Origin of the sequence: Bacillus sp. FSL K6-1338 (assembly GCF_038006965.1) — a bacterium.
Taxonomy (GTDB): Bacteria; Bacillota; Bacilli; order Bacillales; family Bacillaceae_G; genus Bacillus_A; species Bacillus_A thuringiensis_S.
In genome coordinates this window covers 2945615-2972106 of record NZ_JBBOWI010000001.1, presented here as the reverse complement: position 1 = coordinate 2972106, position 26492 = coordinate 2945615, and the positions used below count along the sequence as shown (strand labels likewise).

Here is a 26492-nt window from a genome sequence, read left to right as displayed (position 1 = left end):
TCGCTTTTTAATAAGATTAGAACTTGAAACCATACCTTATATAGGAGGAATACGAAATGATGAAAAAAATCCCTAATAAACTACTCGCTGTATCAGCGTTTTTAACTATAACAACTACTTATGCAGTCATACCACTAGAAACTTTTGCGATTGAAATTGAACAAACGAACACTGAAAATATATCTCTTTCAGCAAATGAAGAACAGATGAAAAAAGCTTTGCAAGATGCTGGTTTATTTGCAAAAGCTATGAATGAATATTCTTATTTGCTAATTAATAATCCAGATGTGAGTTTTGAAGGAATAACTATTAATGGAAATGCAGATTTACCTAGTAAAATTGTACAAGATCAAAAGAATGCAAGAGCACATGCTGTTACATGGAATACACAAGTGAAAAAACAGCTTTTTGATACATTGACAGGCATTATAGAATACGATACAAAATTTGAAAATTATTATGAAACATTAGTAGAGGCGATCAATAATGGAAATGGAGATACTTTAAAAAAAGGGATTACAGATTTACAGGGAGGAATTCAACAAAATCAAAAGTCTGCAAAAGCATTAATAGAAGAATTAATTCAATTAAAAAATGCTATTGGAGAAGATGTTAGAACATTTGGAAGTCATAAAGAGACATTGCAATCGATTTTAAAAAACCAAGGTGCTGATGTGGAGGCTGACCAAAAGCGTCTAGAGGACCTTTTAGGACAAGTAAAATATCAGAAAGACATAGAATCTAAGGGGTTAGACATGGTAAAAATCCCCTTTATTCCAACCTTGATTGCTGGTGGCATAATGATAGGTGATGCAAGAGGTAAGTTAGGTTGGCTAGAACCTGAATTAGCAAAATTGCGTCAGACTGTAGATTATAAAATAACATTGAATCGTGTAGTTGGAGTTGCATTTCATAATATTAGTGATATGCATAGTACGCTTGATAGTGCTATCACTGCTCTTACTTATATGTCTACGCAATGGGAGGATTTAGATTCTCAATATTCGGGTGTACTGGGACATATTGATAAAGCTGATCAAAAAGCTGATCAAAATAAATATAAATTCTTAACCCCTAGCTTGAATGCAGCGAAAAACAGTTGGAAAACATTAAAAACAGATGTTGTCACTTTGCAAGAAGGGATAAAAATTGCAGAGAAAAAAGAACAGGATTTTTTGAATCAGCTTCGTCCATCAAACGTTTTCTACTTTTATAAAAAAATTCATAACGCATACACTTTTGAAATAAAGACTGGAACAAATGCGCCAAATGCGTCTTATAAAGTTATGAATTTAACTAAAAACACTGTTCATAATATGTGGAGTGGAGGGGCTAATACTAACATGTGGGCTGATTGGCTTTCATTCAATCCAAATGATGAATTTGCGGTAGTAGCAGTAGTGGATGGTAAAGAATATGTTGTGTATAAAGACAAAGTACAAAATATAATGAACTGAATCTGAAAGTAACGAAGTAATTGGAGCTGGAGAATAAACTAGACACCAAGTTAATTGAAAAATCTCCTTATATCCTAGAATATTTTGCTCAAGAAAAAGAATTTGTTCAGCGAAAAAGTAAATATTGAACCAAGGAGTTAGTTGTATTATGTGTATGGTTTTACCGAAAGGTTTCAAGTACATTACTCATACAATTATGTAGTTATCCTGAAGCATCTACAGGTGTTCTTATCGACCTTGAAGAACTACTTAGCTTCCTAAGTGGAGTGACTTTATGCAAAATTAAGTGAACGTTTTTGTACATAGATTAGTTGACATTTATATAGATTTTTTCCATTTTCAAAGATAGTTTTGTTTTTTTATGTTATTTTTCAAAAATTACTGTTGAAGTTTCTATATTCATGACTCAGCATATAATCATTGTTTAATGAAATGACATACCACGTCCCTTAGAGTTTCATACGTATTACGATAACTTAAAGAAAAAAGATAATAGTAGTCAACGGTTACTATTATCTTTTTTGAACTATTTTTCATTAAAATATCTCATCTGCTGTGCTCCTTATTTACTTTTCCAGATTTTATCCTAGTTTAAAATTTATGCATTTGAACTGTTTATACAATTTGTAGGATTTTTAGCTTTTTTGTCGAATACACTTAATGCAAGGAGGGACATTACATGATTATTAAAGATTATTTCATCAACCTTTCTATTTTTTCTTTATTAGTTAGCGCAGCAATATTTATTCAAGTGTTTACAATTAATTCTAGTCGATATTTCGAAAAGCTCTATGGAGGGATTATTGCAGTTACGTTAATGTTCTTTTCTTTTCCATACATGGGATTTTCTTACGATCTTCGAGTTGTTCCTCTTATTCTATCTTTTATTTACTTTGGTCGTATTGCTGGTTGGATTACGTTAATTAGCATAATTGTAATGCGTATCTTTTACACTGGAGGGTATTGGGAACCTCCTGTGATTGCTTATTTAGGTATGGGGATTCTATTTTCTACTTTTAAAACTTATTTTAAAAAACTACATCCTTTTAAAAGTGCATCGTTATATTTTTCTGTTTTTATTGGAATAAAGTGGTTAGTTGGCGTATTATTTAATACTACATTACTTTACACAGGAGGCCTATTATATATAGCGTTAGGACTTTTAATTGGGCTATTCCTTATGGAAGCCTACCAGAGATTGTATTATTTAACACAGGACTTATCTAAAATGAATCGAGAATTAAAAAAATCGGAGCAAGAACTTGCAGATACCGTACATGAGCTTCAAGGAGGAATTTTTAAATTTAAAAAAGTGGATAAGCACTTTATACACACTTTATGTGATGGACAGTTTTATTATCAAAACGGATTTTATTCTGAACAGGTGGTAGGAAAAAGCTTACGTACTATTGATGCTTCTATTGTTCCTCCACATTTAGTTCCACAATTGATGAAGTACTATCTTCAGGCATGGGAAGGAAAAGAAATTATATTTGAATTACCTTGGCCAAATGATAAAACTATTATTCTTATTGCGCTTAGGCCGATTAAACGAAATGGACAAGTTATTGAAGTTGTTGGTTCTACAGTTGATATAACCGAAAGGAAAAAGGTAGAATCAGAATTAAGCGCTACCAAAGAATTATTGGAATCATTTATAAAGCACAATCTAGATGCTATTACCATTTCTGATCGAGAAGGGCATATTTTACAAGCCAATAAAGCTTATGAAAAGATATTTGGGTGGTCATCACAAGAAATCATAGGTAAGAGATTACCTTGTGTACCAGATTTTTTAATGGAAGAATCGCTCGAAAATATTCGGAAAATTCTAACAGGTGAATCTGTGGTTACTAGATTAGAAACTGTTAGACAAAGGAGCGATGGGAGTCTTCTTGATGTTAGTCTGACAGTTTCTCCTATACTAGATGTAAGAGGAAATGTGATAGCTTTATCAGCAATATGTAGAGACATCTCTGAAAGAAAACAAGCAGAAAGAGAACGGCATCGATTACACCGGCAATTAAGAGATAGTGAAATGAAGTACCGTGCACTAATCGAACAAGCAACTGATGCGGTATATGTAGTAGAGCTGAATGAAGATAATGCTCCAAGTCGATTTATTGAGGTGAACCCTGTTGGGTGTAGAAGATTTGGATATAGTAGAGAAGAGTTGCTCTCATTATCATTTTCAAATATAGTACCACAAGATTCTCAAATGATCGTAAGGCTATTAGAAAAAATTAAAAAGGGACAAACTTCCTTCACTTTGCAAGATGAATATGTTTTTCCAACAGGAAAAGTAATAACAGCTGAGTTTAGTGTTCGTGTTTTTAACTTAAATGGTAAAAAGGTTTTCCTAAGTATTTCTCGTGATATCACTGAACGGCTAAAAACAGAAGAATTATTACGAAAATCTGAAAAACTTGCTGTTGTAGGACAATTAGCGACTGCAATGGCTCATGAGATTAATAATCCATTAACTGCAATGAAAGGGTTCATGCAATTACTAAAATCAACAGAAAATGAGAATAATCAGGGTTATATTAATATAGTATCATCAGAGATTGAGCGTATAGAGAGCATAACAACTGAATTTATGGCGGTAGCCAAACCACAGGTGGTAAAAATACAACCTAATGATATTAGTGTGCTAATGGATCAAGTTTTAATGCTACTACAACCTCAAGCAATGATGCATAATATAAAATTTAGAATCGATCTTAACCCTGGTATTCCATTGATTTCATGTGAAGGAAATCAATTAAAACAAGTATTTGTTAATATATTAAAAAATGCAATTGAATCTATGCCGATGGGAGGGGAAATTCTGATTCAAATAAATATACTTGATAATAATCAAGTAAGAATTCGTTTTATCGATCAAGGGTGTGGGATTCCAAAAGAACGTATACCATACCTTGGAGAACCTTTTTATAGTATTAAAGAAGAGGGGGTTGGCTTAGGGTTAATGATCTGTTATAAAATCATTGAAACACATCAGGGAAAGGTATTTATTGAGAGTGAAGTGAATAAGGGGACTACAGTTGAAGTCACTCTCCCTATTTGTACACTTCAAAATTAATATATTCTTTTACTGAAATTTTTAAAGAAACCATACAGAATGTAATGCTAATGTTACTTAATGAAATAATAAAGAGAAGAACACTAATAAATTTACCCTATAGAATAGACAATTGAAAAAGCTTGTTATAAAAACATCCTTTCTTTAGAACTAAAAGAAAGGATGTTTTTAATATTGTAATTATGCTCGAAAACATTTCTTATTTTTACTTTTAATACATTTTTTAACTAATTTTGGTTAAGTTATTTTCAAAGGCGTTATTATTAATTCAATAAGTATATTTACATATCACCATCCCTAATTTTAAAAATAGCAATTTCCTGAAAACTATATATAGTTTCTTTCTGAAAGGAAGGGTATTATCAATTGAAACCACATGAAAGAATATCTGTTTACTCTATAGAATCTTTGCAGGATTTAATGAAATTACTAAAAAAATCTAAAGATTTTATAACGTTGGAAATTGCTTCTAATAATTCCTCTATAGTCATTTCATATTTTAGAACATTAATCGATGTAAATATATTTCATGAAGAGGTTTTGACTTATATAAAAGAGAAGAGCTTCGATTCGTTACAAGATATTCACTCTGTCTTACCTTTTGAGAATTCAAAAATAACAAATCAAATGGAAGATATTCAGGATAGTATTTTAAATGGCTATATACTGATTCAGTTCGATACAGATAAATTAAATTGTTTGTTAGTAAATGTGTCAAAGAAAGAAAAAAGGGATATTACAAAAGCCGAAATTGAATACAATATTGTGGGTCCGCAAATCGCATTTGTCGAAGATTTAGATGTAAATTTAAATTTAGTACGTAGAAAGCTTCCAACACCTTATTTACAAATGAAAGAATTGAAAGTAGGATCTCTCTCTAACACAACTGTTGCGATTGTATTTATTGAGGGAATTGTAAATGATCAAAATCTACAAGAAATTATAAAAAGGGTAAGTCAAATAAAAACAGACCATGTTTTGGATAGTACTTATTTGATGCAGTTAATTGCAGACAACCCGAATTCTATATTCCCTCAATTTTTGAATACAGAACGTCCGGACCGTGTGGCAGCTGTATTAGCAGAAGGGAAAATTGCACTTTTTGTAGATGGCTCGCCTTATGCTATCACTCTTCCAACAACATTAATTGACTTTTTTTCTACGACAGAAGATTACACCATGCCTTGGATTATTTCCTCCTTTTTTCGACTGCTAAGGCTTTTTGCTTTTATTTTTTCTGTCTTAACAACTCCATTATATGTTGCAATTTTAACATATCATTACGAGCTAATTCCGAGAGAACTTCTTGAAACGTTAATCATATCGAGAAGTAAAGTACCTTTTCCTCCAGTTATTGAAGCACTTTTTTTAGAAATAACGATTGAATTACTGAGAGAAGCGGGGGCACGTTTACCAACTAAAGTGGGTCTAACTGTCGGTATAGTAGGTGGTATTGTAATTGGACAGGCATCGGTAGAGGCAAGTCTTACAAGTAATGTACTTATTATCATTGTTGCACTTTCAGCCCTTAGCTCATTTACAGCACCAATATATCGAATTGGTAATACAATTCGAGTAATTCGTTTTCCTTTTATAATCGCCGCACACCTGTTGGGTTTATTAGGAATTGTTTTAACAAGCTCTTTGCTTTTAGCACGTTTATTACGTACAGAATCATTAAGACGTCCTTATTTGTTTCCTTTTTATCCTACACGCCTTACAGATTGGAAAGACAGTATTGTACGTATGCCGATTTCAGCGATGTTTCGACGTCCTATTTTTTCAAGGTCTAAACAGCGTTTTCGCTTTAATCCAGAAGAGGTAGAGAAAAATAAAATACTATCAAGAAATGATTTTGATGATTGAATTTAACAGGGAGGAGCATTATGAAACAGATCCCAATTGAGTATCAAGTCTCTCCATATATGGTATTTTTTTTAATTATTACTATACAGATGGGGGTTGGTATGCTTGGTTTTGAAAGGATTAGTGCAAAATTAGTTGGAAATGATGCGTGGATTAGCACGCTACTTTTTGGAATATCTGTTAATCTTATGATTTGGATCATATATCAGATTTTAAATCAGGGTAATGGAGACATCATTGCAATCAATCAAAACGTACTTGGAAAATGGATTGGTGGAATATTCAACTTCATTTTTTTATCCTATATTGTATTGTTAGGTGCAACAACACTACATACTTATATCGAAGTAGTACATGTTTGGATGTTTCCTTCTATTTCATCTTGGGTTATAGCTGGGGCTTTTTTGGGTTTATGCTATTACATTGTTACTGGAGGATTTCGTGTAGTTGCCGGAATCGGTTTCTTTGGAATCGTTATCCCAAGCATTCTAATCTTCACATTTTTTTATCCTTTGCAGTATGCAGATTTCCGAAATTTATTTCCAATTGCACAGCATTCATTCCTAGAAATTATGAAAGGAATGAAAGGAAATATGTTTAGTTTTTTTGGATTTGAAATGTTATTGCTGTACTACCCATTTATTAAAAAGGCAAAAACGTCTCAAAAATATGCGCACTATGCAAATTTAGTAACGACTATTGTCTACACATACCTTATGATTTTAACTCTTGCGTTTTTTAGTGAAAAACAACTAGCGAGTGCGATATGGGCATATTTAAGCATGATTAAAATTATACAATTTCCCTTTATAGAGCGGTTTGAATACATTATTGTTTCTGTTTGGGCTTTTTTTATATTACCCAATGTTTCCTTTACATTATGGGGAGTAAGTCGTGGTATAAAAGAGGCACTGGGAATAAAGCAAAAATATGTTTTGCCAGTTATCATCCTATTCATCTTTGTTTTATCATTTTTCTTGAATAACCGTAATAAAATTAACTTATTAAATACTTGGACAGGTCAAATGGGCTTTATATATATATATGTATACCTACCTGTACTATGGCTAATTCAAACCGCCAAAATAAAGTTAAGGAGATAAACATGAAGCGATGGATACTTTTCCTTATAGTAAGTGTCTTCTTAATAGGTTGTGCTAAAACGAAAATTGTGGATGACATTGACTTAGTTCAAGTTGCGGCATATGATACCGAAGCAAAAGGTAAGCTAAAAGGAACCTTTGCGATTTCAGCTTATAAAGGAGGCGGGGAAGGTGAAACGAAAATCTATTCAGCATCAGGCCAGACTGGTAGAGAAGTTCTTGCAAGAGCATCCGAAAAATCTTCTGGACCTCTAGAGTTGGGGCAATTGCGTGTTATTATATTTAATGAAAAAATAATTGAAAAGGGAATGCAGGAAATTTTAGAGACTTTGAATCGAAATCCTAGTGTAGGAAATGCAATTTATTTAGCAATTACAAATGTAAAAGGGGAATCACTATTAAAGGGGAACTATTCTGAAGAAAAAGAAATTTCTTCCTATCTATCCTCTTTACTGGAGCAAAATATGGATAATGGAACGCAGCCAAAAACAAATTTTTTTATGTTTTTAAACCAACTTAATGATGATGCGAGAGATTCATATTTACCGATAATATCTAAAAAAGGTAATGTGTTGGAGTTAGATGGAATAGCACTTTTTAAAAGATGTAAAATGGTTGATAAAGTAAACCCTAAAGATTTATTTGTATTTAAATTGTTGACAGATAATTTTAAACAAGGTACATACCAATTCAAACTACCTGGTTCCCCAAATACTTACGCCACGATAGAGAATATAAAAGCTAGAACAAAATATAAGATGGAGGGGAATAGTAAGCATCCATTCGTAAATGCTCATATTCAAGTTAAAGCTGAAATTCAAGAATTTACAAAAACAAAAAATCTAGATAATCCTAAAGAAATAAAAAAATTAGAAAAAATTATGGAAAAAGAAATAGAGAAAAAAGCAACTACATTGATAAAGAGATTTATTAAAAAAGACACAGATCCTATAGGACTTAGAAAGCTTGGTAGAACTCACGTAAGAAAATGGAACAGTCAAGAATGGGAAGAATCCTATAAACATTTACGTTTTCGTGTAACAGCTGATGTAAAAGTAACCCAATCTGGTGTTACAGAATAAATCAAATAAGATATGGGGAATTTTAATGAAAAAATATAGTCTCGCAGGAGATTAGGGAGAAGAGAAACGATTAACAAAGAATTTCATAAACATTAAGATGCTTTGTTAATCGTTTTTATACCTGTAGCTTTATCACTTATAGTAATCATAATTATAATAAAAGAACACCGAAACAAATTCCCGATACCACATAATTATAAGAGGAAAATAAAGCATCAAGATATAATGTATGCTTTGTCTGGAAAAAAGAATTAAGTACTTCAAGGTTAAACACTTAACTTTAAAGTAGTTGTAGCACTTCAACTAGACTGTGCCCCCGAAAGTTAGAAAGGTCGGTTTATTAAGTAGTCTCTAGGGAATGAGCCTAGTACAATACTGGATTCATTTCCTTTTATTTTTCCTTGATTCTTTCATGATTATAGTACTTTATCTACTTTATCTACTTTGCTAATTCTTGTTAATTCTGTTATACTTTCAAATTCTTTCGATACAGAAATAGACATACAAAAACGCCATTCTTTCTTATAAATCTACAGAAAGAATGGCGTATTCTTCAAAAGTGAGTTCCTTTATTGAAAAGCTTTAGTTCTATATGACAGATAAAAGGGCAAGCAACGCTAAAATAGCGAGAAATCCTTGTTTCATGATAATTGATTTATTGGATGTGAAACCTCCGAAAATAGCTGCTACCACTACACAAATGATGAAAAATAATTGAATCATATAACCAATGGGATTATTTCCAAGTATAAGTCCCCGAATGAGGCCAGCTGCTAAGAATTCATTATATAAACCGTTTGCAAATTAATTGTCTAAGTATTTCTAAGTTTAAAGAGTACAGTGTCTTCGTTTTTTATTGAATCAACTTTTACATGTTGGTTCAATATTTTCTATTCTCTTGGAACTTAGTTCTCGTTTACTTCTCACAAAAGCAATAAAATCTATTATCTCTTCTGTTGACAGTGCTTCTCCATCTATTAAAAGTGTTGGATCTGGATCGTTTAGGAGTCTTGTAATATCAATTACATCTTTGTTTTGATGTGAATGTTCAATTCGACCTAATATATAATCTACAGATGTATCAAATAAATCGGCTATTTTTGATAAAGATTGTAATGAAGGTAATCTATAACCATTTTCATACCCGGCATAGGTGCTTTTCGCAATCCCAAGTCGATCTGCTGTCTCTTGTAAGGACCATTTTTGATTTTTTCTTAATTTAGATAAACGTTCCAGCATTCGTCTCATACCCCATCTAATTTTATTAAATTAATTATAACATAGAAAAAGAATCAAGAATAGAAAAAAGTACGCGTATTGAATACAAAATCTTGATTAATTCAAATTAAGTTCTATAATGATAAATATAAATACGCATTACGCGAACGATATATCGTTGTTTATTTTATGGAGGGGTTGTGTATGAAGAAAATTTTATTACTTGCAACTGGTGGGACAATTGCATCTGTGGAGGGGAATGAGGGGCTTGTTCCAGGATTGTCCGCTGAGGAATTATTGAATTATTTTTCGAAGTCTTCTCGAAACTTAGAAATAGATTGCAAAATCTTAATGAATATTGATAGTACCAATATGCAACCTGAGCACTGGAAAGAAATAGCTAATGCTGTTTTTAATCACTATGATGACTATGACGGGTTTGTGATTACACATGGAACGGATACGTTAGCTTATACATCTTCCGCGTTATCTTATATGCTTCAAGGTTTAAGAAAACCAGTTGTTTTAACAGGTTCACAAGTACCTATTAGTTTTAAAAAGACAGACGCAAAGAAAAATGTAGCTGATGCTCTTAGATTTGCCTGTGAGGATGTTGGGGGTGTGTTTATTGTTTTTGATAGTAGGGTGATTATTGGGACGAGAGCAGTTAAAATGCGAACAAAAAGTTATGATGCATTTGAAAGTGTGAATTATCCATATGTTGCTGAGGTAAATGAAGATGAACTGAAATATCATTGGAAGCCAAAGTCCTCCCATAATGAACTTTCAATAAATACTAATTTATGTACGGATGTTTTTCTTATGAAATTGTATCCAGGTACAAAACCAGAGATATTTGATTGTTTAAAAGATTTGTATAAAGGGGTTATTATTGAAAGTTTTGGTAACGGTGGATTACCTTTTGAAGGAAGGAACTTGCTTTCGAAAATTCAAGAGTTGACTGAAATGGGGATTGCTGTAGTGATTACTACTCAATGCCTGGAAGAAGGAGAAGACATACTTCTCTATGAAGTAGGACGGAAAGTGGCACAACATCAAGTAATATTATCTGGAGATATGAATACGGAAGCCATCATAGCAAAATTGATGTGGGCGCTTGGGAAAACTAATAAATTAGAAGAGATTAAAAAAATTATTGAAGAGCCTTTAGCCTACGATTTAACAATAAAATCTGATAAGGATTGGTAATGACTTCATATGATTTATTTAGGTTTTACATTTAATATGGGGGAGAAATTAAAATGGCAATGACAAACAAGAACGTGCGAGTGGAGAATGATTTTTTGGGAGGAAAGGAATTACCTATTGAGGCATATTACGGAATTCAAACTTTACGCGCTGTTGAAAATTTCCCGATTACAGGGTATAAAATTCATGAAAGTTTAATTAAAGCGTTCGCAGTTGTAAAAAAAGCTGCAGCGCTTGCCAATACAGATGTAGGAAGATTGGAATTAAACAAGGGCGGTGCCATCGCAGAAGCTGCTCAAGAAATTCTTGATGGAAAATGGCATGATCATTTCATCGTAGATCCAATCCAAGGCGGAGCAGGTACTTCAATGAATATGAATGCAAATGAAGTCATGGCCAATCGTGCTCTTGAATTATTAGGAATGGAAAAGGGAGACTATCATTATATTAGTCCAAATAGTCATGTAAACATGGCGCAATCAACAAACGATGCATTCCCAACGGCGATTCATATTGCAACATTAAATGCATTAGAAGGCTTATTACAAACGATGGGTTATATGCACGATGTATTTGAATTAAAAGCAGAGCAGTTCGATCATGTTATTAAAATGGGTCGTACACATTTACAAGACGCTGTGCCAATTCGTCTTGGACAAGAATTTAAAGCGTATTCTCGCGTACTTGAACGTGATATGAAACGTATCAAGCAATCACGTCAACATCTATATGAAGTAAATATGGGAGCAACTGCAGTTGGTACAGGCTTAAATGCAGATCCAGAATATATTGAAGCAGTTGTAAAACATTTAGCTACAATTAGTGAACTGCCACTTGTTGGTGCAGAAGACTTAGTAGATGCAACGCAAAATACGGATGCATACACAGAAGTATCAGCAGCACTGAAAGTATGTATGATGAATATGTCTAAAATTGCGAATGACCTTCGCTTAATGGCATCAGGTCCACGTGTTGGCTTAGCGGAAATTATGTTGCCTGCTCGTCAACCAGGTTCATCTATTATGCCAGGGAAAGTAAACCCTGTTATGCCAGAAGTAATTAATCAAATTGCGTTCCAAGTAATTGGTAACGACCATACAATTTGCCTTGCTTCAGAAGCAGGACAGTTAGAATTAAACGTTATGGAACCAGTACTTGTTTTCAACTTACTTCAATCTATTAGCATTATGAATAACGGTTTCCGTGCCTTTACAGATAATTGCTTAAAAGGAATTGAAGCGAATGAAGATCGCTTAAAAGAGTATGTTGAGAAGAGTGTAGGAATTATTACAGCCGTGAACCCTCATATCGGTTATGAAGCAGCAGCTCGCGTTGCGAAAGAAGCAATTGCAACAGGTCAATCCGTTCGAGAACTTTGTGTGAAAAACGGTGTACTGTCACAAGAAGACTTAGAGTTAATTCTAGATCCATTCGAAATGACGCACCCAGGGATTGCAGGAGCAACTCTTTTAAAGAAAAATTAAAAGAAGAGGGGGGAGAAGTCCCTCCTCTTTGTTTACAATATAAGGATGTTATACGTGAATAGAGGTAGAGAGATTATAAGTAAGTATACAGTGGCGTTTAATGGTTCATAGAAACAAAATTAAGAGGAGCAGCAATATAATCAACATCACTTTTAAATAAAGAGGATTTATTAAAACATCCTATCATGTTAACAACAAGTTTACATGAATCTTTATAAATAACTATGACCAACCATGAATCAATAGTTGGCCATAATGATCTTAAAGACCCATATCTTTTAATCCAGGACTATGCTCATTTGGCATTTCAGGAAGTTCTGGTACAGGAAAACCTTTTGGCGGGTCAGTTACTGCTAATGTTCCTTTGTTTCTACTTGGTGATTCACCTTGGAATATTTCTCCCATTCTTGTTGGATCTAAGCTAAAATTAAATTGTGCGTTATGGAATCCCATGTCTACATACTTTCTGCACTCTGGGTATTTATTAATATCATAGTTCGGCACAGGGAAGAGTTTTCCCCATTCAACACCCAATGTCTCTAAAGCTTTTGCGAAAGCATTTTGATGTGCATTATCACGTACAATTAAAAATGCAAGAGTTTCTCTAAATGTTTGATTAGAACTCATTTCATAAATTCTAGTCTTTTGAAGTACGCCTGTAGATTCAAGTACGACATTATCTAGTAAATCGCTAATTAAGTTTCCATGACTATATACCCAAGATCCATTCCACGGATTTCCAGCTGCATCAACAGGCAATGAACTTTGAGCACCTACAATAAAGTGGTGAGGGTTTGCATGTTTAACCGCTTCATCAAGCGGTGCTTTGTCAATACCAGCATTTCCTGGCGTAGGTTCACCAGATCCAGTTAGTAGCTGATTAATTGTATGTTGTACAAGTTCTACATGGCTTATTTCCTCTAAAAAAACACCTCGAAGTAAATCGCGATATTGCTTCTCTTTACCTCTAAAATTTGAGCTTTGGAAGAAATATTGCATCATTGTACGCATTTCCCCATAATGCCCGCCTAATATTTCTTGTAAAACTTTTGCAGCAGCTGGGTCTGGTTTATCCGGCTTAATCATATTAATTATTTCCTCTTTATAATAAAACATGAAGTACACCTCTTTTAAGTTAGTTAACATTGTTATCGTGTCCGCTATTTGGTTGCTTAATACTTTAATTCATGTTTTTACCAATTATTTATTAACTCAAAATGCAAAGTTTTTGAAAATAACTATTTTAGATGTGAGATGAAAATAGGGGATAGATACTTATCTTTTCATTAAGAATAATGAATTGTAGCTTCAAGGCTTCAGAATGACTTTTATACAATCATCTTCACGATTATTAAAAATTTGATAACCGTAGCTCGCTTCTTCAAGGGGGATTTTGTGTGTAATAATCTCTTTTGGATCAAATTCTTTATTTGTTATTTTTTTAAATAGTTCCGGCATAAAATGAATGACAGGTGCTTGTCCCATTTTAAGATTAATATTTCTAACCCAAAATGCCCCGAGTGGAAATGCATTATAATTGCCACCATAAACGCCAGTCATTTGAACCGTTCCATATTTCCTTACGGCTTTCGTAGCGATTTGAATAGGGCCGAGAGTTCCGCCTTGTAGTTTCAATTTTTGTTCCAGAAATTCTAGAGGCGATTTTTTTCCATCCATTCCCACGCAATCAATGACTACATCGGCACCGCCATGTGTAATTTCCTTTAAATGTTCTCCCATATCTGGAAATTTTGTAAACTCAAATACCTCAACATTGTTAATCTTTTTTGCGTAATTCATTCGATAATCTAAGTAATCCACTGCTATTACGCGCTTAGCACCTTGCATCCAGGCAAATTTTTGTGTCATTAATCCAACAGGTCCACAACCAAGGACGATAACGGTATCACCTGGTTTAACGCCTGCGTTTATTACACTCCAATAGGCTGTTGGTAAAACATCTGATAAAAATAGTAGGGATTCATCTTCAAGATCGCATGATTCCGGTATAACAAATGGAGTGAAATTTCCAAAAGGAACTTTTAAATATTCTGCTTGTCCGCCTGGATGATTACCAAATTTCTCCGTATAACCAAAGTATCCACCAGAATCGTAATGAGGGTTTGAGTTATCACATTGACTTTCCATTTCATGTTGGCAATAGAAACAATGTCCACAAGAAACGTTGAAGGGGATGACAACACGATCGCCTTTTTTCACTTTAGTGACATCTGGCCCGACTTCTTCAACGATTCCCATTGGTTCATGGCCGATAATGTATCCTTGAGGTAAGGGCATGTTACCTTGATATAAATGTAAATCAGAACCGCAAATAGCGGTTGAAGTAATTCTTACAATAATATCATCTTTTTTCTCTAACTTTGCATCATCAACTTGTTTAACTTGTACTTGATTTGGTCCTTGATAGGTTACAGCTTTCATCTCATATCTCCTTTTGGATTATGTCTCAAAACATAATTTTATTTAATCTCTTGGTGAAATAGAAATCTTTCTTTTATATACTGAAGGGAATTAGGAAGTATACATAGTGTTGTTATGAAAGTATGTTATATCAGTTATTCTTTCTTATATGTTTTGCCCTACTTTAAGAAAAAAATCAATTTTTATTCATAATCTAATTCCCACAAAAAGGATAATTATTATTTCATAATTTGTAGCATATTAAAAACATCGGAGGTGAAACAATATGGCAAACAATAATAGTGGAAGTCGTAATGAATTGTTAGTTGGAGGTGCTGAACAGGCCCTTGATCAAATGAAATATGAAATTGCACAAGAGTTTGGTGTACAACTTGGTGCAGATACAACAGCTCGTTCAAACGGATCTGTTGGTGGTGAAATTACAAAACGTTTAGTAGCAATGGCTGAACAACAACTTGGTGGTAGAGCTAACCGCTAAGTAAATTGGCATACAATATAGCAGATATGTAAATCAATTTCTTTTGTATATGTATAAAAATAAAAACCCTTATAGTAAATGGATTCTCACTCAAAGATTATTGATAATCTTCTTTCATAATCTTTGAGTATTTAATTTGTAAACTACTTTCCTAAACAATAAACACGCAGTGTTGGAAAGGTGTTTTCCATGCATAGTAGAAAATCTTTTGCAGGAAAAAGCATACTTAAAAATTTGATTTCAATATTGAAATCAATATTGATTATGATATTTTCGAAAGGGAGGAATTTAAAAATGGGTATTTTAAGTGGAAATCCTCAAAATGAACCGTTACATTACGGAGAAGTATTTGATATTTGGAGTTATCTTCTAGCTGCACAAGGTGGAATCGCAAGCCATCAAGTGTTTATGAATCACACAGGTGACGAAGATTTGAAGAAGTTTTTAGAAAGCTTAATTGAAAATGATATGAACTCGGAAATAGAAGAGTTAAAAACTCTTTTAAAGGTTAATGGCGTAGCTTTACCGCCTGCTCCTCCAGAACGACCAGTTGCATCTATCGAAGACATTCCCCCAGGGGCACGTATTAATGATGCTGAAATAGCAGCAGCTGTTTCTACAGGATTAGCAGCTGGACTTGTGACATGTAGTCAAGTGATGGGAAAATGTCTTCGAGAAGATGTAGGGATGTTATTCGGACAATTTCATATGAAAAAAGCGCAAGCAGGTGTAACTTTGCTGCGTTTAAGTAAGAAAAAAGGGTGGGTAGTTCCACCACCGTTACATGTAAGAAACTCTGATCAAGCTTAATAACCAAAAATAAAAAAGTGGCATTGGCCACTTTTTTATTTTTTAGATGTATCCCCAATTTTGGATTTATTTATTGTAGAAGAATCCATATATTCATCTGACATTTCCATAGCATATTTATCATGATGAATATGCTTGTGATTTCTTAATTCATCGTCGTTACGCAGCACTAGTCTCTTCATATAAATGTGGAAGAAAATTTCTGTTCCACCAATAATTAAAGCGGCTATAAATGAAGAAAGTCCAATATTACGAGTAGTGTCTAAATTAGTGAATAAGTATGTTAGTAACCAAATTCCGAAAAAAGTTAAGCCGAAATCTGCCATTGTAGCAATCATATTTCCGTATTTAGGTAAAATGAAGAGATCGCCGATTAAATAGGCAGCCCCTGTTAAGAAAAGAGAAATGAGTAATACTCTAGGAATTGAAATGCCTTGAAAGATACTGAGTACGATAAGTAATACTGCAGTTATCGCTGTGTATTTAATTAATAAAGCAACAATATGTTTCATCATTTTCCTCCATTATTTAAACGTATATGGAATAAAAGATTTCATTAAAAACGGGTTGTGCTATATAGCGTAACCCATTTTAATCAACCTTTAATGGTAAGAAGTACAACCTGGGTAAGAAGCGGGCTTATACTACAGATAGTATTTGAGGAATATCGAGTTTTATTCACAAGGCGTAGTTCTATTCTAATAATAGAGATGTTGCCTAAGTACAGTGTTTTTTATTAAACTTAATAATTTTTTCCGTTTTGATTTTGTTTCTTAAATATAAGAATAAAAATTATTTTCATGCTTAATGTATCTTTTAGTCTACATATTTTCCATAATCGGGTAAAGCGATTTTATCAAATTCTTGAACGAGTGTTTTGAGGCTTGTTGATAGCAATTCACCCGACATCGGTATCCCATGTCCAGTAACAGCGGTTAGAGGCTTTAACTTCTCTAGCTTAATAACTGACTCTTTAGCGGCTTTCCAGTCTGTTGTTAAATAACGAGGCGGACCGCTTATTTCCTGTTCTTGAGTTATTACTTTATACAGATACTCCTGTTTCACTGTAACAAAAGCGTCCCCAGCAATTAAAGTTCGTTCTTTTTCTCGGAATAATGAAATATGCCCTGGAGTATGTCCTGGTGTATGAATCCATCTAAACTCTGGCATATGGGGAACAGTTCCATCGGTAGGTAGCGCTTTTACGTTATTTCCTAAGTCAATTGGTTCGTTTGGGAACAGAGGAGACATTTTTGCTACCATACCACCTTCAACTGTAGGGTCTGGTTCTGGATAGCTTTGTTGTCCGGTCAGGAACGGTATCTCCATCTGATGTGCATAGACGGGAACATCCCAATACTTGATGAGTTCAATTATTCCCCCAACATGATCAAAATGGCCGTGAGTTAAAATAATGGCTTTTGGGCGACTATTGGTACCAAATCGATCCTCAGCGATAGAGATAATTTTATTTGCACATTTAGGCATTCCAGCATCAACTAAAACAAAATCATTGGTCTCAGGATTTCCAGCAAAGCATATATTGACGATTTGAATCGTGTAACAAAATAAATCAGGCAATACTTCAATGCCATGACCACTTTCAATTGAAGTTGCTGGAATAAACTTGTAATCACTTCCATAATTCATTTCATTGTCCAATTTTTCTCCCCCTTAATATATTTTAATACGACATTATAGTTCCCTAATCTTGAAAATTCATTTTGGCGAATTTGAGAAAAGAATTAATGTGGGATTAAAAAACAATAATTTAGTCCTAGAATTAAGAGAGATTCATATCAATTTATATAAAGTGCAAACAGGAAATATTAATTTTACAATTGTAGTTTCTACTATTTTTTGAGGAGGGATTACGAGTTAATAAAAGATTCATCTGGATATTATAATGTAAGTTTATACAAAAATTACATAACAGTAGCTGATATAAATCCATTAAATAAGACGATTACTTGTATCGATGCTTTTCATAATCAAAGAATGTTTAAGTTTGGAGATATAATTGAAGTGAATTCGAGGGGATAAATAAAAAAGATTATCTCTTCCTAACTTAATTATATCATGTAAATCAAGTTCGAAATAGACTGTTTCTTCTCATTTACTACTGATACAATCAAGAACACAAGTAAAGTAAGGAGAGATGTTACATGAGTTCTTTCGTTCTCGATTTTCAGGAAATAGAAAACACGTACCTTTCACTTGTCGGTGGAAAAGGTTTGAATTTAGGGGAGTTATCCAACATTCAAGGGATACAAGTGCCAGAAGGATTTTGTGTTACAACGATAGGGTATGAAAAGGCCATCGAGCAAAATGAAGGGCTTCAAATTTTGTTGCAGCAGCTAACGATGCTAAAAATTGAGGAACGAGGTCAAATTTGTGAAATTAGTAAGAAGATTAGAGAAGTCATTATGGCGGTGGAAATTCCAGTTGATGTAGTGGAATCAGTAGCTCATCATCTCTCTCGCTTTGGCGATGAACATGCGTATGCAGTGCGTTCGAGTGCTACTGCTGAAGATTTACCGTATGCCTCGTTTGCTGGTCAACAAGATACGTATTTAAATATTATTGGAAAAGAAAGTATTTTGCAGCATATTAAAAAATGCTGGGCTTCTTTATTTACAGATCGAGCGGTTATATACCGAATGCAAAACGGTTTTGATCATAATCAAGTTTCTATATGTGTTGTCGTTCAAAAAATGGTTTTCCCTGTGGCTTCAGGGATTTTATTTACTGCCGATCCGATTACTTCGAATAGGAAGGTGTTGTCAATCGATGCCAGCTTTGGACTTGGCGAGGCGCTAGTATCTGGATTGGTTTCTGCCGATAATTATAAGGTAAAAGAAGATGAAATCGTCGGAAAGGTCATCGCAACGAAAAAATTAGCCATCTATGGACGAAAAGAAGGCGGAACAGAGACAAAGAAAATTGCTCCTAATCAGCAAAAAGTTCAAACACTTACTGAACAACAAATTTTACAACTAGCACGCATCGGAAGACAAATCGAAGTTTATTTTGGTTGTCCGCAAGATATTGAATGGTGTTTAGTTGATGATACATTTTATATAGTCCAAAGCAGGCCGATTACGACTTTATATCCAATTCCAGGAGTAAATGATGGGGAAAATCATGTGTATATATCGGTTGGTCACCAACAAATGATGACCGATGCGATGAAACCACTTGGGTTATCTTTTTTCTTGTTAACGACTAGTGCTCCTATGCGTAAAGCGGGAGGCAGGTTATTTGTTGATGCTACGCAACAATTAGCTTTACCTGCTAGCAGAGATTACTTAATAAACACTTTAGGAAAATCGGATCCACTTGTAAGAGATGCATTAACGACTATAATCGAGCGAGATGATTTTATTCAATTGTTACCGGATGATGAAAAAGGAAAGAGTGCTAGTAAAAGTAAGCAACCTGCAAGTTCGCAAACAGAAATCGAAAATAATACGGCAATCGTTACGAATTTAATACAGAATAGTCAAGAATCGATCGAAGAGTTAAAACGAAACATGCAAACGAAATCAGGTGTGGATGTATTTGATTTTATTTTGCAAGACATCCAGCAATTAAAGAAAGTATTATTTAACCCGCAAAGTATAGCTGTTATTATGGCTGGTATGAATGCTTCAACATGGATGAATGAAAAGATGGAGCAATGGCTAGGTGAAAAAAATGCAGCAGATACACTTTCTCAATCCGTACAAAATAATATTACTTCAGAAATGGGTTTAGCATTATTAGATGTTGCAGATGTGATTCGGCCGTATCCAGAAGTCATTGCGTATTTACAGCATGTAGAAGATGACAGCTTTTTAGATGAATTAGTTCAGTTTAAAGGCGGGGAAAAAGTTCGGGATGCAATCGAGGCGTTTCTAAGCAAATATGGAATGAGATGCAGCGGAGAAATCGACATTACGAAAACGCGCTGGAGTGAAAAGCCAACAATCATTATCCCGATGATTTTAAATAATATAAGAGACTTTGAAGCTGGCGCTAGTAAGCGAAAGTTTGAAGAAGGACTACAGGAAGCTTTGAAAAAAGAAGAAGAGTTAGTAGAGCGATTACAAGACTTGCCGGATGGAAAACAAAAAGTAGAAGAAACGAAGCGAATGATTCGCAACATCCGTAATTGTATCGGTTATCGTGAATATCCAAAATACGGCATGATTAATCGTTATTTTATATATAAGCAGGCGTTATTGAAAGAAGCTAAGCAACTTGTGCAGAGCGGGGTCATTCATGAAGTCGATGATATATACTACTTAACTTTTGAAGAACTTCACGAAGTCGTCCGCACAAATAAACTAGATTACGAGCTTATTCATAAGCAAAAAAATGAGTACAAATTATATGAAAAACTAACGCCGCCGCGAGTTATGACGTCTGATGGAGAAATCATTACAGGTAAATATAAACGAGAAAATCTCCCAGCTGAAGCAATAGTAGGTTTGCCTGTTTCTTCTGGAGTGATTGAGGGGAGAGCACGCGTTATTTTAAATATGGAAGACGCGAATTTGGAAGAGGGAGATATATTAGTTACGGCATTTACCGATCCTGGCTGGACACCTTTGTTTGTTTCTATAAAAGGGTTAGTAACAGAAGTCGGTGGGCTTATGACGCACGGAGCAGTAATTGCACGTGAGTATGGATTACCAGCAGTCGTCGGAGTAGAGAATGCTACGAAACGAATAAAAGACGGTCAACGAATTCGGATACATGGAACAGAAGGGTATATTGAAGTGTTGTAAGTAAAAGAGCATCCACTATTATAGTGGATGCTCTTTTATTATATAGCTGACTTATTTCTTTAAACCAGCCGCATAAAAAGGTCCATGAACTGCAATAGTTGATAAAAAGCGAGCAATCTCCTCAGGTGTTTCTTTTTGTCCATTATTTAACCATTGCTGTATGACACCTATATGTGCAGATGCCATATAAGAAGTTAAGTATTCGCTTGGAACAAGTAAATTTTCCTTATTAATGAGAGGACCATTCGTATCTTCAAATAATGTTTTCCACATAAAATCTTTCAGTTTTGTTTGGAAAGATAAATCTCCATTTGGGCTAAGCACAGCTCTCATAAAATCACTATTTTCATTTAGAAATTCAAGAATAGAAGTGATAAGTATAAATGGCATTGTTGGAGAAGGATTTGTTCCAAGATCAGCAATAACTTCCGGGAATTTCTGTTTGGCAATTTTAGAAAACTCGTACATAATGTCTTCTTGGCATTTTGTCATTAAATCAAATTTATCTTGATAGTGCGCATAGAAAGTACCGCGATTAATGTTTGCTTTCGTTGTAATATCTTTCACTGTAATGGCGTCAAAACCTTTTTCTTCAATTAGCTCCACCAATGCATTTCGTATGGCGGTTTTCGTACGAACAACACGCAAATCTAAATTGCTATCGCGCAACGCATGTCCCTCCTTAATTTTACTCAACACATTTAGAAAATGTGTCTTATAACCGACACATTCCCGATTTTTGATTATTGTATATGGTTCAACTCGAACATATAATTCAAAATATAAATAAACAACACGTTGTTGATTATTATAAATCAAATTAAAGGAGGAAAAAAGAAAATGTTTAAAAATAAACTTTTATTTTTATCACCAGTTATTGCACTGCTTGTTGTTTTTATTTTTTCATTAACGTTATTTCCAACTGTTCAACCGCAGCCGAAAAACTTGCCAATTGCAATTGTAAATGAGGATCAAGGTGTAGAAATTCCAAATCAACCGAAAATGAATATGGGGCAAACAATTGTTGATACGGTGAAAAAATCATCGAAATCAGATGAAGAACCTGCGGTAAAGTGGGTAGAAGTGAAGAATAAGGAAGCAGTTCAAAAAGGGCTAAATAATAAAGAGTATTATGCAGCGTTAGTCATTCCGAAAGAATTTAGTGCAAAACAAGCATCGTTACGAACACCACAGCCATCTTCACCTGAGATAGAAATATATATTAATCAAGGAATGAATACGGCTGCATCAACTATGGCAGGACAAATATTAAATGGCGTGGTTGATAATATGAACAATAATGTCCGTACACAAATATTAGAAGGGTTGAAAACAAAAGGAGCTACTGTAACAACAGACCAAGCTGAGAAATTAGTAACACCTATTGTAAAGAACGTGAAAAATGTGAATGAGGTCGGCAAAAATAGTGCGAACGGTAACTCACCAATATCATTGTTCCAACCGTTATGGATTGCAAGTTTAGCTAGTGCAGCGATTATTTTTATTGCGATTAGTAAAATGCCAGTAAGCTCAAGAAAAGAAAACTTTCTGTTAAAAGTAAAACAAATCGTAACAGGGGCTATTGCGACACTTGTAATTGGGTTTGGTCTTACATGGATTGCAGATGGGATGGTAGGGTTAAATATTTCGAACTTCACGGATACAGCTCTATTCTTATCTATTACTTCTTTTAGTTTCTTCTTAATGATATCTGCGGTACTTTCATTAGTTGGACTAAAAGGAATCGGTTTATTCGCTTTATTACTATTCTTCGGAGCGCCGTTATTATCGTTAGCACCTGAGATGTTGTCTCCGTTTTATCAAGACTGGGTTTACTCATGGTTACCAATGAAATTTATGATTGAAGGCCTAAGAGAAATCTTCTTCTTCGGAAAAGGATTAAGCTGGAATACACCTGTTACTGTACTCGTTTGGATTGGTATAGTAAGTATGGTTACTATATTAGCAACTACATTCAAACGTAGTGTAGTAAAAGGGCATAAAACAGAATTGAACGCTTAAAAAAAGCCGTTTCACTAAATTAGTGAAACGGCTTTTTTGTGATGAAATCTAAAAGCTGAAGAATGAGTATCTGCTGTTGTCGCCTTAGAATTAAGTCGGAATCTCTAAAAATCGCGTACGTTCCAAACAATCTCACCACGTTCATCATCCCACGTACTGTGATGACGCTTAAATCCTATCTTTTCTAGTACCCGGAGTGAAGCGATATTCCAAGTGCCTACAGTCGACCAAAGTCTATGGCGCCCAGTAGCAATCGCAGCGTCCAGTACAACGGATGCCGCCTCAGTTGCATAACCTTTACCATGGGCGCTGCGGAACAACTCGTATGCAATCTCCGGCTCTTCAAGTGTGGAACGACCGATAATTAAGCCGCAGTATCCGATGAAATCGCCTTCATTGCGCCTTCGAATAGTGAGAAGGGAAATGCCATTTTCCTCTGCCTTCTTGCGCATCTCAATGAGCCGGTTACGAACGGAATCAACGGCTGGAATGTCCACACCACGTTCGCCAATTAATTTGCTCAGCCAAACGGAATCGGATTCCTCCCACATACTAAGCTCAAGTCTTTCGGTTTTCAGCTGGAAGGCCATAGGTTTAAATAAAGATGGCATAGTGGTACCTCCTAGTTATATGACTGGATTCATAATAGCTTCGCATCTCAACACCACATCTGGTTGGAAACCTGATTCATTCGCGAATTTATAGCAACAGCGTACAAAAAAATAGTGATATTTTATCCGCTATTTGCCGTGTAGTAAAATCCCCATTGATTATAGTTTCACTTTATGAATAAGCAATTCCTTTGCAAAATAGACCCTTTTCTCAAACTTTACTTTCAATCTAAAGTCGTCCCGTTATATACACAGGCTCCTACTATTTCTAAATGCATAAAATGTTAAGCGAAAGTATGGAGGGATACGATGTATAATTCGAATTATTATGATTGGTATAGACAAAATGATAAGTTGATTAGTGATATTGAAAAAGCTATAAACGGAGAGTATAGCGCTATAAGCTGCTATGCAAAATTAGCGAATATGGCTCCAAATCAAGTAGAACAAAAACAAATTCTTGAAATTCGTAATGATGAAATAAAGCATTTCCACAACTTTGTACAAATTTATACGAGTTTAACTGGTAGGCAGCCAAAACCACAAATTACTGAAGACTGCCCAAATACGTATTTACAAGGATTAGAGTTCGCTATACAAGATGAACAAAAAACAGTAGATTTTTATTTGGAAATTTCAGATGAGACATCGGATGCACATCTGAAAGAGTTGTTGCGGAGAATAGCTGCGGATGAACAAAATCATGCAGTATGGTTTTTATATTACTTCGTGAAGTCGAAGTGAGCATTAAGAATGAACGACTGATGTGGTGCATATATTAAAAAATATTTTAAAACGTAGTGCAACAATTGAATGAAATATTTAAATGTAAGCAGAAGGAAACCGTTTCGCTAGTAGTGGAGCGGTTTTTTTATGATGTACATATGTATCGACAAAATATAGTAATTACATTTGATATATAATGTATGAAATGAAAATGAATAAGTTAGGAGCAAGCATATGAAAAGAGGGATTACAGTAGATATTCTAGATGGATATGATAATTTACTTTGGAAAGTATTAAAGCCAATTGATATTACTGTATTTGATTGGCAAGTCATGGGAAGGGAGGAAGCTTATATAATAATAGGGAATGAATTAGGTTCAGAGTTATTTTCAGAAGATAACGAGATTATGGAAGGATCAGAATTAAAAAAGCTAATAAAAGATAACATATATTATCTTTTATTTTTAGATTTAAAAGCATGTCCAAAAGGAGAGGTACTAGGAGAAATTGCAACATTTGAAGAATTTAAGGAGAGTAAGTGTGAAGTAGTCGTATTAGTAGCGGATGGTGAGTATATACAAATTTATGCGAAAAACCAAGAAGAGATTGAAATGATGTATGAAAACGCAGTGAATCAAGGATTTTATGTAGAATATATTATAGATGAAAATGATGGAAGGACGCATTTGTCAGTATGGTAGCAATTTGAAAGGGGAACGGCAATATGGAGAGAAATATAAGTAAAGAACATGAAATTCGAATTGCTACTGAAATTGAAAGTGATAGTATTCTCCTTTTATTAAAAGAAGTAGCGCAATGGCTACAATATAAAGAAGTGGATCAGTGGCAGTATCTTTTAGGAGAGGAAGCTACGGCTGAAATACTAGAATGTATAAGAGAAAAATATACATATGTTGTTCTGAAAGAAGATGAAATAGTTGGTACGGTTACAGTTTCTCCTAAACAAAATGAATGGGATGAACATATTTTTGGTAAAGAGGAAGTTTCTAACTCATTATATATTCATAGATTTGCGGTGAAACGGAAGTATAAGGGAAATGGAATAGGCGAATGGATTTTACAGTGGGTAGAAGAGAATGTGCAATGTGATAAAGAGTATTTGAAGTTAGATTGTGTGGGGCATAATCGTACGTTGAATGATTTTTATAAGAAAAATGGTTTTGAATATGTTGGAAGTACGGATGGGCTTAGTAAGTTTCAAAAGAAAAGGAGAATGTGAATGCATCTAATTAATGTAAGTTTAGTTGAAAAGTTAATACAGGAACAGTTTCCCGAATGGGCCCATTTAGAAGTGAAACCTGTAAAGTTTAGTGGGCATGATAATAGGACGTTTCACTTAGGGGATGAGATGAGTGTAAGATTGCCAAGTGATGTGGCATATGCACCGCAAGTAGAGAAAGAAAATAAGTGGTTACCACTATTAAGTAAGAGGCTTTCTTTACCGATTTCTACCCCACTTGCGAAAGGAAATCCATCTGAAGCGTATCCATTGCCTTGGTCTATTAATAAGTGGATAGAGGGGGAAACAGTTACGAAACAAAAAGTTCGTGATTTAAATGAATTTGCAGCGGATTTAGGATCTTTTTTAGTAGAATTGCAATCTATTGATGCGAGTAACGGACCTTTAGCTGGAACACATAATTTTTACCGGGGCGGACTTATATCGGTATATGATGAAGAGGCGAGAGTTGCTATTGAAAATAATAAGGATGTTTTTGACGAGGCATTATTAAAGCACCTTTGGAATGTAGCACTTAGTTCAACATGGGACCGTAAGCCAGTTTGGGTTCATGGAGATGTAGCGCCAGGGAATTTACTCGTTAAAGATGGAAAGCTTTGTGCTGTAATTGATTTTGGTATTTTAGGAGTAGGAGATCCTGCATGTGATGCGGCGATGGCTTGGACATTTTTTGATGAAAATAGTAGAAACGTATTTAAAGAAGTGTTACGTATGGACGAAGAAACATGGAATAGAGCGAGAGGATGGGCACTTTGGAAGGCGTTAATTACATATGACGCAAATAAGGATAGTAATGAGAGGGTGGCAGAAGAATCTTATCGTATCATTCAAGTGATTGTGGATGATTATAAAGGGGAATAGAAAA

At 34.4% G+C, this 26492-nt stretch carries 22 protein-coding genes and 2 pseudogenes; 16 read left to right on the top strand and 8 right to left on the bottom strand.

Features of this window, described 5'->3' with window-relative positions; genetic code table 11:
- Positions 1 to 56: 56 nt before the first annotated feature.
- From hblB to NZ044_RS15295, 6 genes and pseudogenes are all read left to right on the top strand, one after another.
- Complete coding sequence (hblB, locus tag NZ044_RS15320; protein WP_098506791.1) at positions 57 to 1457, top strand: hemolysin BL regulatory component HblB; 1401 nt, start codon at positions 57 to 59, stop codon at positions 1455 to 1457.
- Between the two features lie 20 nt (positions 1458 to 1477).
- Positions 1478 to 1705 (top strand): annotated as a pseudogene (locus NZ044_RS15315) (hypothetical protein); the annotation flags it as partial.
- 431 nt (positions 1706 to 2136) lie between these two features.
- Positions 2137 to 4542 (top strand): PAS domain S-box protein, encoded by a 2406-nt coding sequence (locus NZ044_RS15310; protein ID WP_098506790.1) that lies wholly within the window; start codon positions 2137 to 2139, stop codon positions 4540 to 4542.
- A gap of 366 nt (positions 4543 to 4908) precedes the next feature.
- Positions 4909 to 6408: a spore germination protein gene (locus tag NZ044_RS15305; RefSeq protein WP_000802307.1), complete on the top strand. Its 1500-nt coding sequence runs from the start codon at positions 4909 to 4911 to the stop codon at positions 6406 to 6408.
- Positions 6409 to 6428: 20 nt separating this feature from the next.
- A complete protein-coding gene (locus NZ044_RS15300) occupies positions 6429 to 7511 on the top strand; it encodes a GerAB/ArcD/ProY family transporter (protein ID WP_000809703.1) in 1083 nt (360 codons plus the stop codon).
- 2 nt (positions 7512 to 7513) lie between these two features.
- Positions 7514 to 8593: a Ger(x)C family spore germination protein gene (locus NZ044_RS15295; RefSeq protein WP_340949839.1), complete on the top strand. Its 1080-nt coding sequence runs from the start codon at positions 7514 to 7516 to the stop codon at positions 8591 to 8593.
- Between the two features lie 588 nt (positions 8594 to 9181).
- On the opposite strand, the pseudogene NZ044_RS15290 reads toward NZ044_RS15295, so the two are convergent.
- A pseudogene (locus NZ044_RS15290) lies at positions 9182 to 9397 on the bottom strand (DUF1304 domain-containing protein); the annotation flags it as partial.
- 57 nt (positions 9398 to 9454) lie between these two features.
- Entirely contained in the window at positions 9455 to 9832 is a 378-nt protein-coding gene (ansR, locus tag NZ044_RS15285) for an HTH-type transcriptional regulator AnsR (RefSeq protein ID WP_000893569.1), read from the bottom strand.
- 183 nt (positions 9833 to 10015) lie between these two features.
- Here ansR and ansA point away from each other — a divergent pair, with 183 nt between their 5' ends.
- Together ansA and aspA are read left to right on the top strand one after the other, a co-directional pair.
- A complete protein-coding gene (gene ansA / locus NZ044_RS15280; protein ID WP_000722294.1) occupies positions 10016 to 11020 on the top strand; it encodes an asparaginase in 1005 nt (334 codons plus the stop codon).
- A gap of 53 nt (positions 11021 to 11073) precedes the next feature.
- Positions 11074 to 12504, top strand: coding sequence for an aspartate ammonia-lyase (gene aspA / locus NZ044_RS15275; RefSeq protein WP_340949838.1), 1431 nt, complete (start codon positions 11074 to 11076; stop codon positions 12502 to 12504).
- Positions 12505 to 12765: 261 nt separating this feature from the next.
- On the opposite strand, the gene NZ044_RS15270 is transcribed toward aspA, so the two are convergent.
- Both NZ044_RS15270 and NZ044_RS15265 read right to left on the bottom strand, forming a co-directional pair.
- Positions 12766 to 13620, bottom strand: coding sequence for a manganese catalase family protein (locus NZ044_RS15270; protein ID WP_000500336.1), 855 nt, complete (start codon positions 13618 to 13620; stop codon positions 12766 to 12768).
- A 192-nt stretch (positions 13621 to 13812) separates the two neighbouring features.
- On the bottom strand, positions 13813 to 14946 hold the full coding sequence (locus tag NZ044_RS15265; RefSeq protein WP_000649089.1) for a zinc-dependent alcohol dehydrogenase: 1134 nt from the start codon (positions 14944 to 14946) through the stop codon (positions 13813 to 13815).
- A 265-nt stretch (positions 14947 to 15211) separates the two neighbouring features.
- Here NZ044_RS15265 and sasP point away from each other — a divergent pair, with 265 nt between their 5' ends.
- Both sasP and NZ044_RS15255 read left to right on the top strand, forming a co-directional pair.
- The gene (sasP, locus tag NZ044_RS15260) at positions 15212 to 15424 is read left to right on the top strand and encodes a small acid-soluble spore protein, SasP family (protein ID WP_000002835.1); all 213 of its coding nucleotides are present in this window, start codon (positions 15212 to 15214) and stop codon (positions 15422 to 15424) included.
- Between the two features lie 294 nt (positions 15425 to 15718).
- Positions 15719 to 16234 (top strand): DUF3231 family protein, encoded by a 516-nt coding sequence (locus NZ044_RS15255; protein WP_000512140.1) that lies wholly within the window; start codon positions 15719 to 15721, stop codon positions 16232 to 16234.
- Positions 16235 to 16269: 35 nt separating this feature from the next.
- Here the strand turns inward: NZ044_RS15255 and NZ044_RS15250 are convergent, their stop codons facing one another.
- Positions 16270 to 16746, bottom strand: coding sequence for a YndM family protein (locus NZ044_RS15250; protein ID WP_000680681.1), 477 nt, complete (start codon positions 16744 to 16746; stop codon positions 16270 to 16272).
- Between the two features lie 304 nt (positions 16747 to 17050).
- Entirely contained in the window at positions 17051 to 17896 is an 846-nt protein-coding gene (locus tag NZ044_RS15245) for an MBL fold metallo-hydrolase (RefSeq protein WP_000368266.1), read from the bottom strand.
- A gap of 503 nt (positions 17897 to 18399) precedes the next feature.
- Between NZ044_RS15245 and ppsA the strand changes: the two genes are divergently transcribed.
- The gene (ppsA, locus tag NZ044_RS15240) at positions 18400 to 21006 is read left to right on the top strand and encodes a phosphoenolpyruvate synthase (protein ID WP_000094222.1); all 2607 of its coding nucleotides are present in this window, start codon (positions 18400 to 18402) and stop codon (positions 21004 to 21006) included.
- Positions 21007 to 21057: 51 nt separating this feature from the next.
- Here the strand turns inward: ppsA and NZ044_RS15235 are convergent, their stop codons facing one another.
- Complete coding sequence (locus tag NZ044_RS15235; protein ID WP_001205690.1) at positions 21058 to 21675, bottom strand: TetR/AcrR family transcriptional regulator; 618 nt, start codon at positions 21673 to 21675, stop codon at positions 21058 to 21060.
- A gap of 171 nt (positions 21676 to 21846) precedes the next feature.
- Between NZ044_RS15235 and NZ044_RS15230 the strand changes: the two genes are divergently transcribed.
- Positions 21847 to 23028: a YhgE/Pip domain-containing protein gene (locus tag NZ044_RS15230; protein WP_063675506.1), complete on the top strand. Its 1182-nt coding sequence runs from the start codon at positions 21847 to 21849 to the stop codon at positions 23026 to 23028.
- Positions 23029 to 23132: 104 nt separating this feature from the next.
- Here NZ044_RS15230 and NZ044_RS15225 read toward each other — a convergent pair whose 3' ends face one another.
- Positions 23133 to 23639 (bottom strand): GNAT family N-acetyltransferase, encoded by a 507-nt coding sequence (locus tag NZ044_RS15225; protein ID WP_063675505.1) that lies wholly within the window; start codon positions 23637 to 23639, stop codon positions 23133 to 23135.
- A gap of 309 nt (positions 23640 to 23948) precedes the next feature.
- On the opposite strand from NZ044_RS15225, the gene NZ044_RS15220 reads away from it, so the two are divergent.
- The 4 genes from NZ044_RS15220 to NZ044_RS15205 all read left to right on the top strand — a co-directional run bounded on the left by NZ044_RS15220 (position 23949) and on the right by NZ044_RS15205 (position 26488).
- Complete coding sequence (locus NZ044_RS15220; protein ID WP_000282834.1) at positions 23949 to 24383, top strand: ferritin-like domain-containing protein; 435 nt, start codon at positions 23949 to 23951, stop codon at positions 24381 to 24383.
- A 216-nt stretch (positions 24384 to 24599) separates the two neighbouring features.
- Positions 24600 to 25067 (top strand): DUF2691 family protein, encoded by a 468-nt coding sequence (locus NZ044_RS15215; protein WP_063675504.1) that lies wholly within the window; start codon positions 24600 to 24602, stop codon positions 25065 to 25067.
- A 23-nt stretch (positions 25068 to 25090) separates the two neighbouring features.
- Positions 25091 to 25606, top strand: a complete 516-nt coding sequence (locus NZ044_RS15210; RefSeq protein WP_000440746.1) for a GNAT family N-acetyltransferase — start codon at positions 25091 to 25093, stop codon at positions 25604 to 25606.
- Positions 25607 to 26488: an aminoglycoside phosphotransferase family protein gene (locus NZ044_RS15205; RefSeq protein ID WP_118961880.1), complete on the top strand. Its 882-nt coding sequence runs from the start codon at positions 25607 to 25609 to the stop codon at positions 26486 to 26488.
- Positions 26489 to 26492 lie beyond the last annotated feature (4 nt).